Raw genomic sequence first — 11,835 nt, forward strand, 5'->3', positions numbered from 1 at the left:
GCCCCGCCGCGTTTCCGATTCCGGTTTCCATTTTCGTCACTCTGGAGTGTCCGCCGGTGACGAAGGGCGTCGGGCGCCGCGGACCGGTGGCCGGATGCTGCCCGCGGTATAGGGAATTCGGGGCTCGTTGTGCCACAATTCGTCGCGGCGTTCGGCGGGGCGAAAGTGGGACGGAGGAAGGAAGGTGGGGGTTCCAGGGGAGGTGCCCCCGCAGATCGGGCCCTATCGCATTCTGGAACGGCTCGGGGCCGGGGGTATGGGCTCGGTCTACATCGGCCGGAGCGACGAGGGCCACTTCGTGGCGATCAAGACGATCCAGGCCGAGCACTCCGGAAAGCCGGAATACCTGCGGCGGTTCGAGCGGGAGGTCGCCACCGTCAAGCGGCTGGACGCCCCGGGGACGCTCCCGGTCGTCGACTCCGGGACCTTGGGCGGGCGCCCGTGGTACGCCTCCCGGTTCCTGCCCGGGCCTTCGCTGGAGGGGGCGGTCAAGCAGGTGGGCCGGTTCCCCCTCCCCGCGCTCTGGCGGCTGGCCGCCGATCTCGCCGAGACCCTGGGCCACGTGCACCGGCAGGGGTTCGTCCACCGCGACATCAAGCCCGCCAACGTGGTCCTGTCCATGAACGGGCCGCAGCTGATCGACTTCGGGATCGTGCACGCCGTCGAGGCCACCACGCTCACCGCGACGGGCGCCCGCATCGGGACCCCCGCCTACATGTCCCCCGAGCAGCTCGAAGGGGGGCGGGTCGGCGGGGCCAGCGACATCTACAGCCTCGGGCTGGTCCTCGCCTACGCCGCCACGGGGGCCCCGCCTCCGGCGCGCAGCGAGCCCCGCCTGGAGGGGGTGGACGAGCCGTTCGCGGGCGTGATCCGGCGCTGCCTGGCCCACGACCCGTCCGACCGGCCGAGCGCGGACGACCTGCACGCCTGGACGCGCGGCCAGGACGCCACACCGACCGACGACTGGCTGCCGAAGGCGATCCAGGAGTCCATCGGGGAGATCAGCCGGCGGTATCTGAACCTGCGGGAGGAAGGCGGCCCAGGGACCCATCCCCCCGACGGGCGGCGGCCGTTCCGCGGGCAGGGGCGGTTCGGTCCGGGCGCGCAGCGGCCCCCGGGCGCGTGGACGCACACGCAGTACCGCGAGTGGACGCACGCGCAGTACCGCGAGTGGACGCACGCGCAGTACCGCGCGGGGACACAGGTGCGGCCGGACGGGTGGGACGCCGGGCCTCCGCCGCCCCCTCCGCCCGGCCCAGCTGCCCGCCCCGGTGCGGGTCCGGGCGCGGGCGGTCCCCGGTCGTCGCCGCCCCGTCGCCCGGCCTCGGACAAGGGGGTGGTGGGCAACCCCCTCTGGGGGGCCGTACTGACGGTCATCCCGATCTTCGCCATGGTGTTCGGCATCATCGAGGTGACGACCGGCCCATTGGCGGGAGAACCACAGTTCTCCGAACAGCTGTGGCTGGTCAAGACGACATTGGGCGTGTACGTGGGACTGCTCGTCCTCGCAGGGGCGCTGCAGGCCGTCAAGAGCCTTTTCCCCTCGCCCACGCCGTTCCTGGCGCGGTTGTGGCACACCGGTCTGCTCGTGCACTGGGCGGTGTTCGGGCTGTTCGTCGGCGGGGGCTGGTTTCTCGACCAGTACACGGATGCGTACTTCCAGTTCGGCCCGTACGCGTCGCTGTGCCTGGTCCTGGCGATCCCGGCCTCCTTCTACCTGGTGCCCGCGGCCGTCGTCCGCTTCCTGCGATTCCGTAGAGAGGAGGCGCGGCGGTGAAGCCGCTGAGCCCCGGCGATCCCCGTGAGATCGGCGGCTACCGCCTCAAGGGGCGGCTCGGTGCGGGCGGGATGGGCGAGGTCTTCCTGGCCGTCGACCGCTGGGGGAACCGGGTCGCCCTGAAGGCCGCTCACGAGCGCCTGGTCGAGCACCCGGCGGCCCTGGCGCGCTTCCGCCGCGAGGTGGAGACCGTCGGCCGGGTGCGGGGCCGGGGCACGGTGCCCCTCGTCGCGGCCGATGTCGACGCCGAACGGCCCTGGTACGCCACCGACTTCGTCCTCGGCCCCTCCCTCGGCCACGCCGTCGAGGACGGCGCACCGATGCCCGAGGGGACCGTGTGGCGCCTGGCGCGCGGGCTGGCGGCCACGCTGCAGGACATGCACGGGGAGGGGCTGTACCACCGCGACCTCAAACCCTCCAACGTCCTGCTCTCCGCCCAGGGGCCGATGCTCATCGACTTCGGCATCGTGCACGCGGACGGGCGGACGGCCATCACCGACCTGGGGCGCCACCCCGGGACACCGGGGTTCGCCTCACCGGAGCAGACCGCCGGACACCGGCTGACCGGCGCCAGCGACATCTACAGCCTCGGCCTGGTGCTCGCCTTCGCGGCCACGGGGACGATGCCGACCAGGGGCGGGGTGTTCCCGGGCTTGGACGGCGTCCCGGAGAGGCTTCGCCCCTTGGTGGAGGAGTGCCTCGAAGCCGAACCCGATCGGCGCCCCTCCGCCGCCCGCGTACTGGCGGTGGCGGAGGAGCATGACCGTGCGGGGCGGCACTGGCTCCCTGAGCACGTCGTCACGTCCATCGCCAATATGGGGGAGCAGATGCTCGCCCTGGGCACCGAGACCGCGCGCGGGCGTGTCGCCACGGACCCCGGTGGTCCGGGCCCCGCACCCACTGGCACCGGTTCCGGAACCGGGGGACCGCCCGGGGGTTTCGACCCGGGGGCGTCGACGGCTCCGACCGGAGGCGGCTCCGGTTCCATGCCTTCAGGCGGCGGGGGCACCTCGGCGCCCTACGGCGGGACGACGGATCCCGGGTCCGGACCCTGGGGAGGCGCCGGCTCCGCCACCTCAAACCCTCACGGGGCCACGACAGGTCCCGGTCACGCGTCCCATGCCTCCGACGCCTTCTCCGCGTCCAGCGCTTCCTCTGCCTCCGATCCGTGGTCCGGGACCACAGGCGGCTGGGACCCCTGGGATGTCATGGACTCCTCCTTCGGCGGTCAGGGGTGGGAGGGGCCGTCGGCGCCCACCGGCTCCGCGCCGCCGGGGCCGGGCACCGGGCGGCGCGTCGAGGTCGCCCCCTGGGTCCGGTCCTGGCTGATCGGCCGCCCCCTCTTCGGCCTGCTGTGGCTGCCGTTGACGATCGTCACCGACCTGCTCATGCTCGTCCTGTCCGGGAGCGCCGCCGAGTCCGCCCTCGGCCCGTCGTTCGGCGACGCGCCGTCCGTCGGGAACACGGCGGTCAACCTGGTCGTCGCTCTGGCCCTCGCACCGGCCGCGGTGGTCCTGCACCGGCACAGGCGGCTGCTGGAACAGAAGAGCGTCCGGGCCGTCCACGACTGGGCCGTGGCCGTGTGCGTGTACTGGTTCCTGGTCGTCGCCTGCGCGGCCTTGACGGCCATCGGCTACGTCAACCGCCAGCACCTGTACGCCTTCGACGAAGGGAACGTGTGGGCGATGGCCGTGACGGCCGTGGGGCCGCTGACGTTCTTCGCCGCGCTCCCCCTGCTCGCCGTCGGCCCGATGGCCGTCATGCGCTTCGTGCGTACCCGCTCCGAACCCGCCGCCTGGTGACCGAGGAAGCCCCCGTATGAACGTCGAGAGACACCTCTCCCGCTCCGCGCAGACCGCCGACGCCCTCGTCGACCTGTCGAACGTCGTACGCCAGCAGAACATCGGGCCGCCGGGGGAGCGCTGCCTCAAACGGCTGGAGCTGGTCATCGAGGCCCTGGCGGGGCTCATCGGCGACCGGGGCGCCACCGTCTACTGCGTGGCCGACGAGAGCCTGGCGCGTGCGGCCCACGAGTTCCCCGACGGCGGGGACGTCAAGCGGCTGCGGTCGTGGATCGGCCAAGGGCTGGTCGAGGAGCTGCCGGACGCCGACGAGCGGCTGCTCGATCTCGCGGAGATGACGGCCGTGCCGGTCATCACGCGGGACGGCTTCGCCGGGCACCGGATCAGCCACCCCTTCATCCAGGGCAACACCGAGCAGTTCCTGCGCCCGGTCCCCGCACCCGGCCGCACCGTCGCGCTGGAGGCGCGCGACATGGGGGTCAAGACCCCCGAGGAGATCTCCCGCAAGGGCGAGGAGGACGACCTCAAGCCGCTCGGACTGCTGCAGGGGTCGCACCGCAAGCCCCGGACGGACATCGTGGGCCGGCACTGGCGGTGCCCGGAGCACCGGTGCTCGCTCTACGACCGGCGCAAGGGCAGCTCGGTCATGCTGCCCCGGCTGCGCAGGGGAAGGCCCATCTGCCAGCTGCACCGCGTCGAACTTCGGGACGACGGTCCCCGGACCGGGATCGCCCAGCTCAAGCTGCTGGTCGACGGTGAGTGCGTGGAGCGCTTCACCTTGGACGTCGACACGTCCGTGGTCGTGGGACGGCTGCCCGGCGACGGGGGGATCGCCCTGCACTCGCTGGTCCCCGAGCGGCTGCTGCCGAAGATGAGCCGCAAGCACCTGGAGGCGACGGTCGACAAGGACACGCTGCGGCTGCGCAACCTCGGGCGGCACGGGTCGCGCATCTGGCGCCCGGAGCCGCGGCCGGAGGGGACGTGGAAGCCGCTGAGCGGGACGAAGGGGACGGCCATGCGTCCGCAGGACCTCGTGGAGATCGTCCCGGGCGTGCATCTGGGCCGCAGCGGCCGACGCTTCCCCGCGGAGATCTCCGAGGCCTGGAAGCGGCAGGGCGGCCGCGACGCCCCACCTGAGGCCGGCGGCGAGACCCAGCTGGACTAGGAGGGCCCGAGGCGGGCGAGCGCGAACGGGGGCGGGTCGCCCCCCGACGCCCGCCGCAGCGACCATCGAACAGGCCGATTCCGTCCGCCGACGGATTGGCGCTACCCGCACATGGGGTGAGGGCGTTCCCCGCCGCTCGCCGCCGTGGTGGTCGGGGCGGCCTGAGCTCTCCGCCCACGGTGTGGCCGTGTGCGTTGCCGTTGGTGGGTGTGAGTGGTCTGTGGTCGGTGTTGCATCCCCACCGCTCGCCGCGGGGGTGGTCGAAGCCGCCCGGGCCCTCCCACCCCCGGGCGTGCGGCGTCCGCTTCGGCCCGCCGCCGTCCCGGCCATGGAGACCACCGGGCCACGCCTCAAGCCTCGCCGTCGCCGCCGGAGGGCGTCCCGAGAATTCAGGTGCCTCCTCCCGGCAGCTCCAGTAGTGTGCGGCGACGTGGCATCGGGAATGAAACGCCCCCCGCTCCAGGCGGACGAAAGAACCGCTCTGATCGGCTGGCTGGACCTTCAGCGGCAGATCCTTCGCTGGAAGTGCGAAGGGCTGAGTGAGGAGGACGCGCACCGTTCGGTCGTCCCGACGTCGCCTTCCATGACGATGGCCGGTCTCGTCTCCCATATGCGCTGGGTCGAGCACATGTGGCTGGAGGTGCTGTTCCTCGGCGGCGATGAGAAGCAGAACCCGGCCTTCGACCGGGAGAACGAGGACTCCGACTGGCACGTCGACGATCGGCCTCTCGCCGAGCTCCTCACAGAGTACGAGGCCCAGTGCGCCCGCAGCAACGAGATCGCCGCCAGGGCATCCCTGGACGACGTCGGCCGCCACCCGGACTTCCGCGCCGGCGGCGCCAATCTCCGCTGGATGCTCATCCACCTCGTCGAGGAGACGGCACGGCACGCAGGGCACGCGGACCTCGTCCGCGAACTCCTCGACGGCACGAAGGGCTACTACTGAGGCGAGACGGCCGGGCGTGACCGTAGGCCGTAGGCGGCGACCCCGACCGCGTGACGGAGGGGGTGGCCGGTCCAGGGCACGTCATGGCAGGCTCGCGGAGTGCCCCGCTACGACCGGCTCGTTGAGGAATTCCTCGACTTCCTGCTCACACGGATGAGCGAGGAGGAGGATCTCCTCTTCCTGATCACACACGAACCACGGAGGATGTACGCGGCCTACCTCGAAACGGGCGGCGGCCGCTGCGAAACACGGGGTGTCGACTTCACCGGGTGCGGCGTGTGCTCGCGGATTCCTCCTTATACGTTGTTCGCCGACTACGTTCACATCAATGTTCCGGCGTGGCCGTGTCCCGCGGTCCGCGCGCTGGCGCTGCGCTTCGCCGATCATGCGGACTTCCGCGACAACTGGCGGCCCGAGTCAGCCCTCTTTGCATCGGGGCGGCCCGTCCACTGAGCCCACCGCCCCGGTGTCACTCGCCGGTTTCGCCGTCGATGAGTTCACGGGCGATGTCGAGGTGGCCGACGTGCCGTGCGTACTCCTGGAGCAGGTGGAAGAGGATCCGCCCGAGCGAGGGGGCCTGGTCAGGGGCGGTGAACCGGCCACCGAGCCGGGCCCTGTCGTCCATGGCCGCGCCGGACGCGCAGGCGCTCGCCGCAGCCACTTCGGCCCGGTAGGCGGCCATGACCTCCGCGGTGGGGGTGTCGGCGGGCACGGTCCACTCGGCGGTGTCTCCGCCCGGCGGGTAGGCGAGGACGTCCTCGGCGGCGAACCCCCAGCGCAGCCACCGCCGTTCGACCCAGCCGAGGTGCTGGACCAGGCCGAGGGGTGACCACCCCAGAGGTCCGACGGGGGCGCGGAGCTGCTCGTCGGACAGCCCGGCCAGCTTGCGCATCAGAGCCTCGCGGTACCACTCCAGGTAACCGGTGAGCAGGTCATGGGCGTCGGAGACGTCGACGGCTGGGCCGTCGAGGGGCGCTGGGGGTCGTTCCGGAGGTTGTCGCATCCCGCGAACATAACGCGGCCCGCGGGCGTCCGGAGGGCACCCGGGCGGCATGCTCGGGACCCGGGTGCCAGAGGGGGATGGCATGATGATCGCCGCCGGGGGGAACCGGGTCGCTCGACGAATCGAACAGGGGAAGCACGATGATCATCACGCCCTACTCCGCGGACCGGCGCACGGAGGTGCTCGACCTCAGTGTTCGCGCGTGGGCGCCCGTCTTCCCGAAGACCAGGGCCGCCGTGCCCGGATTCGTCTACGACGCCTTCTACCCGGAGGGGTGGGAGGCCCGTCAGGTGGGCGACATGGCCGCCGTCATCGACGGCGAACCGGAGAACGTGGACCTGGCCCTGGTCGATGACGTTCTCGCGGGATGGGTGTGCACCCGCCTGCACCCCGAGGACCGGATGGGCGAGGTCAGCGTCCTCGCGGTGGATCCGCAGTACCAGCGCCGGGGCGTCGGGAACGCGCTCATGCAGCACTCGTTCGAGCGGATCAAGTCCGCGGGGATGAGCATGGTCATGGTCGAGACGGGAGACGACCCCGGCCACGCCCCGGCCCGCGCGGCCTACGAGGCCGTCGGCTTCGAACGCTGGCCGGTGGCGCGGTACTTCAAGAACCTGAAGGACGGCGCGTAGCCGGGAACCTCAGGCGAACAGGCCGATCGCGTAGGCGGGCGTGAATGATCTCCGTGGTCGGAGTTGCATCCCCACCGCCCGCCGAAGTGGTCGTCGAATCTGCCCGGCCGGGGCGACAGGGCCGTGTCCTCTCGACACCGCGGTGGTCAAGCGGCCTGCCATTCGAGCCAGGCGCCGTGCGGGTGGTAGCCGCCCAGCAGGACCTCGGCCCTCACGGCCCCGCCGTCCAGGTCGCTGAAGCACAGCCGCGGCTCTTCGTGCGGCTCGGCGCGCAGCCACAGGATTCGCCGCCTCTTGGACAGCTCGCGCAGCAGCTCGACGTGCTCGGCGCGCTCCTCGGCGGTGAAGTGCGCGGTCACGGCGGTGTGGAACACACACCGCCGCGTCGGACGGGGCCTGCTCCAACAGGGCGGGCAGGTGCTGGGCGCCGGGCGGCCCCGCGCCACGGTCGCCCCCCGTCTTCACCTGCTCAATGCCGCCTTCTGGGCACGGGGGCTGGCCGTGGCCTCCGATTACCTGCCGTCGGCGCTGGTGCATACCCCGCAGGACGCCCCCGCCGTCATGGGGCGTCAGCCGTAGCGCCGGGACACGGCGCGGCGGCAGGGCGTACCGCCCGAGCGGGCAGGGGCCTCAGCACCAAGCGATGTAGCAATCCACCCGGCTGAAGTCGCCCTCGCGCAGTCCTGCGGCATCGACATCGAAGGTGACCGTGCCGCCGTTGGCCCAGCGCAGGTCGTCCAAGGAGTCGAGTTGGAGCAGCAGGACCCGGTGCTCGTCGGGCCAGGGGTCTCCCGGCATGGACCAGGGCCAGCCGAACGCCCGGTGCCCGTACACCATGTCCTCGACGAATGCCTGGGGGACGTTGAGGAACGGCCACGCCTCGGGGTCCGGTCCCGCGTCCACGATCTCCTGTAGCCGGGCAGCGACCTGCACGAACGCCTTCCACACCGTGAATTCCTCCGGGTCCTGCTTATGGCGCTCAAAGGCACTTTCCGGGTCGGGCAGGGCGAGCACGGGCTCAGCCCGCAGGGGGCGTGCAGGCAGGGCCAGCGCCGTGGGGGGCGGCGCGACCTGCACAGCGGTGTCCGTGGCAGCAGGCACCACCTTCCAGTCCCACTCGTCCTCGAAGACGAAGACGAAGTCGCCGGAGTAGGTGTCGAAATTGTCGCCATCGCCTGCGAAGAAGAAGTTGAGCACCCCGGCCCCCTCGGGCAGGGCCACGTTGAGCCCCGGGGCCAGGGCGTCGAGGTCCATCACTGCCAGCAGGGTCATCGGGCCGTCCTCGGACTCGGGCCAGGCGTGTCCGGGGTCGAGCAAGGCCGGGCCGCCCAGGCGGCACCGGCCGGTGGGCGCCTGCCCCAGCTCTGTGGCGTGGAGGGTGTAGCCGTTGCGGAGCAGGGCGGCGACCCGTGGGCCCATGCTGGGCCCGAGCTGGTCGACGCACAGTCGGCGGAACCTGTCTCGGAAGTCGTCGTGTCGCACGGGGACGAGTCAACTACACACCGGTGACCGGTCGCGTGCTGCGAAGGGCGCGATCCCGAGGCCGTTGAACTGGCGGCCCAGGCCTCCGCCCTGGCCCGCGGGGCGCTTCAGCAGGCGCAGATGACTGCGTGGGCCGAGTTGCGCCCGCTGGCGCGGATGGGGCTGGAGCGCGAGGCGCGGGACGCGGCCCGCCGGGCGCAGTTGCGCATGGACGCCGCAGAAGAGGACGCGCGGGACCGTTGGGGGTTCGACCGCGCCGAGCTGCATCAGCACCTGGCGGAGTCGCACCTGGCCCTGGGGGACTCGGCTCAGGCCCGGCGGCACGCCCAGAACGCCCGCGCCATCAAGCAGGCGGGCTCGGGCGGGTGGGCGGCGGCCACCGTGGTCCTCGCCCGTGCGGCCGCCGCCGACCGTGACGCCGAGGGGGCCTGTGCGCTGGCAGACGAGGTCCTGGAGGCGGTTCCCGCGGCGTCGCTGCGCAGAGACCACCCGGCGCCGCCTGCGCTCGCTCCAAGGAGATCTGGCCTCTGACCCGGCCCCCGGACCGGCCGTCCGGGCACTGTCCGACCGCTTGCGGATCCTGCCTGCCCAGGTGCCGGTCCAACGCTCCAGCCCTGAGCCCAACGGCCACTGACCACCCGCGTCCGCGCACCAAGCTAGGTGAGGAATGGGGCGCTGGGCGTCAGGCGAACAGGCCGATCGCGTAGGCGGTCAGGACGGCGGCGCAGAGGATGGCGAAGGCGGCGGGCTGAAGGGGCGTCGCGGCGAGCCGGGCCGGTGCGTGGTCGACCGCAGGTGTTCTCAGGGGACGCGGGCGCCGGGCCGGCGCCGGGGAGACGACGACGGGGCGGCTGGGCCCCAGTTCCTCCATCGTCCGGCGCATCCACGGAGGTAGCGCGGTGTGGTCGGCCCGGTAGGAGGCCGGTGCGTTGGGCGCCGGGCCGACGGCCGGCGCCGGTCGGCGCGCTGATGCCGGTGGCGGGGCGGCGGCATAGGTGCGCTGTCGGGATCCGGCGGGGGCGAAGCGGCGTCCGCGCGGGCGCGCGGTGACGGCGCGCAGGCGGGCGGTGGTCGCGGTGTCGGGCTGGCCTTGCGGTGGCGGTGGAGGCAGGGCTGGCATGAGCGTCTCACCTGGTCTCTTTCGTGTCGGGTGTGGACGGCGTCCGCCCCCCCCCCTCCCTGGGGCGGGGCGGACGCCTGGGGAACGCCGGGGCGACGGGGGCGTGTCGTCTCGGCGTGGTGGTGGTCAGGCGGCCACGGCCTTGGCGCGGTCGAGGGCGAACCAGACGGTGCGCGACGCCGTGTCGCCGTGGGTGCCCCACTCGGCGGAGAGGGCGGCGACGAGGGCCAGTCCCCGGCCCGAGGACTCCCAGGTGAGGGTGGGGCGAGGGGCGACGCGGGCACGGCGGGAGCCGGAGCCGCAGACCAGGACGCAGATGCGGGCGCCGAGGATTTCGACGGTGACATGCAGCGGACGGCGCAGGGCGAGCAGGCCGGTTCTGGGGCACGCGGAGTTGCGGGCATCGCCATGGACGAGCGCGTTGGTGACGAGTTCGCTGGTCAGCAGCGCGGCGGTGGAGCGGGAGTCGTCCGTCTCGTCACGGAGGACGAGCGAGACATAGTCACGTGCGGTGCGGACCTCGTCCAGGTAGAGGCCCGGCAGGAACAGCGTGGTGACGTTGGGCGGGAAGTCGTGTGTGAGGGGCATCGGTACTCACCCCGTGCAGTGGCGATCAGTGGCACGCTCTGTGCGAGCGTGAATACAGTGAAGCGCACTGCCAGCAGCATGTGCAAGTAGCTTTTGAAAGTAGCCTGGTTTGTCGGCGATGTGGGGAAAGTGGAGTATGTGCGAATGAGCGCTAATCCGACGCTCGCCCAGTGGCAGCTCGCGCAGGAGTTGCGGGCTCTCCGGGGTGACAGGAAGTTCAACGACGTCGTCAAGGCGATGCGGGCGGCAGCGAGTAGCCTCGCCCGCTGGGAGACGCCGGGGGATGGTGGTGCCGTGCCCGGAGCAGGGACCATCGAACGGCTGCTCCAGATCTATGGGGCCACGGACCAACTCGACCGGTTGTTGGAGCTGCGGAAGCAGGCGCGGGAGCCGGACCAGTGGCAGCCATATGACTTGGAGCGCAGCTACCGTAGCTACGCGAACATAGAGGCCCAGGCCACTTCGCTGGAGATGTATCAGTCTCAGCTCATCCCCGGTCTGGCCCAGACGGAGGACTATGCTCGCGCGGTGATCGAGGCGACCCGTCGGCCGGAGAGCGACGTGGAGCGTGAACTCCAGGTGCGCCTCACTCGACAGGAGATCCTTCAGCGCTCTGATCCGCCGAATGTATGGATGATCGTCACCGAAGCGGCCCTTCGTCAGCAGATCGGTGGGCCCTGGCTGATGGCCGACCAAGTGCGCCATCTGATGGACCTGGCTCAGGGGCCGCGGGTGACCCTGCAAGTCCTACCGTTTTCCGCGGGCGCGCACGCGGCCCTGACCCTCACATCATTCGTGGTCCTCCGAGTGGACCAGCACGGTTTGGAGACCGTCTATCTGCAGGGGGCCACTCAGCACCAGTTCTTGACCAACGAGGAGAATATTGCCCACTACTCATCGATCTTCAACAGGTTGAGGGCATCGGCATTGGATGAAGGAAAGGCGACGTCGCGAGTGCTGGAACAGGTTGTTCGCGACCTCGAGAGAGAACAGGACTGACGTGGTCGAGAGTGTAGGACGGCGGGCGCTGGGTGGATGGTATAAGTCCAGCTACTCTCAAAGCGAAGCCGCATGTGTGGAGGTCATGATGTTCGGATCGGAAGATCATGCTCGACCGGTGAGCGAAGCTCCGAACTGGCATAAGGCCAGTTACAGCAACGCCGGCGGCAACTGTGTAGAGGTGGCCGAGTCCGCGGGCGGGGCCGCTGTTCGGGACTCCAAGTCACCTGACCTTGGTCATCTCTCCTTTGCTGGTCATGACTGGGCCGCACTTCTTACTCTCCTCAAGGCGGACACCCTCCCCTGACGGCAGGGGAGGGG

15 protein-coding genes are annotated in these 11,835 nt (G+C 71.4%); 10 read left to right on the forward strand and 5 right to left on the reverse strand.

Annotated elements, in window-relative coordinates:
* Positions 1-184: 184 nt before the first annotated feature.
* The 5 genes from O4J56_RS06415 to O4J56_RS06435 all read left to right on the forward strand — a co-directional run bounded on the left by O4J56_RS06415 (position 185) and on the right by O4J56_RS06435 (position 6,143).
* A complete protein-coding gene (locus O4J56_RS06415) occupies positions 185-1,777 on the forward strand; it encodes a serine/threonine-protein kinase (protein WP_270684309.1) in 1,593 nt (530 codons plus the stop codon).
* Positions 1,774-3,579, forward strand: a complete 1,806-nt coding sequence (locus O4J56_RS06420) for a serine/threonine-protein kinase (protein ID WP_270684311.1) — start codon at positions 1,774-1,776, stop codon at positions 3,577-3,579. The genes O4J56_RS06415 and O4J56_RS06420 overlap by 4 nt, the downstream gene beginning before the upstream one ends.
* 16 nt (positions 3,580-3,595) lie before the next feature.
* Positions 3,596-4,744 (forward strand): FHA domain-containing protein, encoded by a 1,149-nt coding sequence (locus O4J56_RS06425; protein WP_270684312.1) that lies wholly within the window; start codon positions 3,596-3,598, stop codon positions 4,742-4,744.
* 442 nt (positions 4,745-5,186) lie between these two features.
* A complete protein-coding gene (locus O4J56_RS06430; RefSeq protein WP_270684313.1) occupies positions 5,187-5,690 on the forward strand; it encodes a DinB family protein in 504 nt (167 codons plus the stop codon).
* A 99-nt stretch (positions 5,691-5,789) separates the two neighbouring features.
* Positions 5,790-6,143 carry a hypothetical protein gene (locus O4J56_RS06435; RefSeq protein WP_270684314.1) on the forward strand — a complete coding sequence of 118 codons (354 nt, stop codon included), beginning with the start codon at positions 5,790-5,792 and terminating at the stop codon, positions 6,141-6,143.
* A 16-nt stretch (positions 6,144-6,159) separates the two neighbouring features.
* Here the strand turns inward: O4J56_RS06435 and O4J56_RS06440 are convergent, their stop codons facing one another.
* The gene (locus tag O4J56_RS06440) at positions 6,160-6,693 is read right to left on the reverse strand and encodes a DinB family protein (RefSeq protein WP_270684315.1); all 534 of its coding nucleotides are present in this window, start codon (positions 6,691-6,693) and stop codon (positions 6,160-6,162) included.
* Between the two features lie 140 nt (positions 6,694-6,833).
* Here O4J56_RS06440 and O4J56_RS06445 point away from each other — a divergent pair, with 140 nt between their 5' ends.
* Positions 6,834-7,325 (forward strand): GNAT family N-acetyltransferase, encoded by a 492-nt coding sequence (locus O4J56_RS06445; RefSeq protein WP_270684317.1) that lies wholly within the window; start codon positions 6,834-6,836, stop codon positions 7,323-7,325.
* Positions 7,326-7,471: 146 nt separating this feature from the next.
* Here O4J56_RS06445 and O4J56_RS06450 read toward each other — a convergent pair whose 3' ends face one another.
* The gene (locus O4J56_RS06450) at positions 7,472-7,699 is read right to left on the reverse strand and encodes a DUF2332 family protein (RefSeq protein ID WP_270684319.1); all 228 of its coding nucleotides are present in this window, start codon (positions 7,697-7,699) and stop codon (positions 7,472-7,474) included.
* Here O4J56_RS06450 and O4J56_RS06455 point away from each other — a divergent pair.
* Positions 7,689-7,904, forward strand: coding sequence for a hypothetical protein (locus O4J56_RS06455; RefSeq protein WP_270684321.1), 216 nt, complete (start codon positions 7,689-7,691; stop codon positions 7,902-7,904). The two genes, O4J56_RS06450 and O4J56_RS06455, sit on opposite strands and share 11 nt — an antisense overlap.
* 51 nt (positions 7,905-7,955) lie before the next feature.
* Here the strand turns inward: O4J56_RS06455 and O4J56_RS06460 are convergent, their stop codons facing one another.
* On the reverse strand, positions 7,956-8,807 hold the full coding sequence (locus tag O4J56_RS06460) for a DUF1963 domain-containing protein (RefSeq protein ID WP_270684323.1): 852 nt from the start codon (positions 8,805-8,807) through the stop codon (positions 7,956-7,958).
* A 120-nt stretch (positions 8,808-8,927) separates the two neighbouring features.
* On the opposite strand from O4J56_RS06460, the gene O4J56_RS06465 reads away from it, so the two are divergent.
* On the forward strand, positions 8,928-9,338 hold the full coding sequence (locus O4J56_RS06465) for a hypothetical protein (protein ID WP_270684324.1): 411 nt from the start codon (positions 8,928-8,930) through the stop codon (positions 9,336-9,338).
* Positions 9,339-9,489: 151 nt separating this feature from the next.
* Here the strand turns inward: O4J56_RS06465 and O4J56_RS06470 are convergent, their stop codons facing one another.
* Both O4J56_RS06470 and O4J56_RS06475 read right to left on the reverse strand, forming a co-directional pair.
* Positions 9,490-9,678 (reverse strand): hypothetical protein, encoded by a 189-nt coding sequence (locus O4J56_RS06470; RefSeq protein WP_270684325.1) that lies wholly within the window; start codon positions 9,676-9,678, stop codon positions 9,490-9,492.
* 375 nt (positions 9,679-10,053) lie between these two features.
* Entirely contained in the window at positions 10,054-10,515 is a 462-nt protein-coding gene (locus O4J56_RS06475; protein ID WP_270684326.1) for an ATP-binding protein, read from the reverse strand.
* 144 nt (positions 10,516-10,659) lie between these two features.
* Between O4J56_RS06475 and O4J56_RS06480 the strand changes: the two genes are divergently transcribed.
* Both O4J56_RS06480 and O4J56_RS32020 read left to right on the forward strand, forming a co-directional pair.
* Positions 10,660-11,514, forward strand: a complete 855-nt coding sequence (locus O4J56_RS06480) for a helix-turn-helix domain-containing protein (protein WP_270684328.1) — start codon at positions 10,660-10,662, stop codon at positions 11,512-11,514.
* Positions 11,515-11,602: 88 nt separating this feature from the next.
* Complete coding sequence (locus O4J56_RS32020) at positions 11,603-11,821, forward strand: DUF397 domain-containing protein (protein ID WP_333563785.1); 219 nt, start codon at positions 11,603-11,605, stop codon at positions 11,819-11,821.
* Positions 11,822-11,835 lie beyond the last annotated feature (14 nt).

Origin of the sequence: Nocardiopsis endophytica (assembly GCF_027706725.1) — a bacterium.
Classification (GTDB): domain Bacteria; phylum Actinomycetota; class Actinomycetes; order Streptosporangiales; family Streptosporangiaceae; genus Nocardiopsis_A; species Nocardiopsis_A endophytica.

What these genes read in the sequence shown, in the direction of transcription:
- O4J56_RS06425 (WP_270684312.1), top strand. Translation starts at nt 3,596, where the DNA reads ATGAACGTCGAGAGACACCTCTCCCGCTCCGCGCAGACCGCCGACGCC.
- O4J56_RS06470 (WP_270684325.1), bottom strand. Translation starts at nt 9,678, where the DNA reads ATGGAGGAACTGGGGCCCAGCCGCCCCGTCGTCGTCTCCCCGGCGCCG.
- O4J56_RS32020 (WP_333563785.1), top strand. Translation starts at nt 11,603, where the DNA reads ATGTTCGGATCGGAAGATCATGCTCGACCGGTGAGCGAAGCTCCGAAC.
- O4J56_RS06480 (WP_270684328.1), top strand. Translation starts at nt 10,660, where the DNA reads ATGAGCGCTAATCCGACGCTCGCCCAGTGGCAGCTCGCGCAGGAGTTG.
- O4J56_RS06465 (WP_270684324.1), top strand. Translation starts at nt 8,928, where the DNA reads ATGACTGCGTGGGCCGAGTTGCGCCCGCTGGCGCGGATGGGGCTGGAG.
- O4J56_RS06440 (WP_270684315.1), bottom strand. Translation starts at nt 6,693, where the DNA reads ATGCGACAACCTCCGGAACGACCCCCAGCGCCCCTCGACGGCCCAGCC.
- O4J56_RS06475 (WP_270684326.1), bottom strand. Translation starts at nt 10,515, where the DNA reads ATGCCCCTCACACACGACTTCCCGCCCAACGTCACCACGCTGTTCCTG.
- O4J56_RS06445 (WP_270684317.1), top strand. Translation starts at nt 6,834, where the DNA reads ATGATCATCACGCCCTACTCCGCGGACCGGCGCACGGAGGTGCTCGAC.
- O4J56_RS06430 (WP_270684313.1), top strand. Translation starts at nt 5,187, where the DNA reads ATGAAACGCCCCCCGCTCCAGGCGGACGAAAGAACCGCTCTGATCGGC.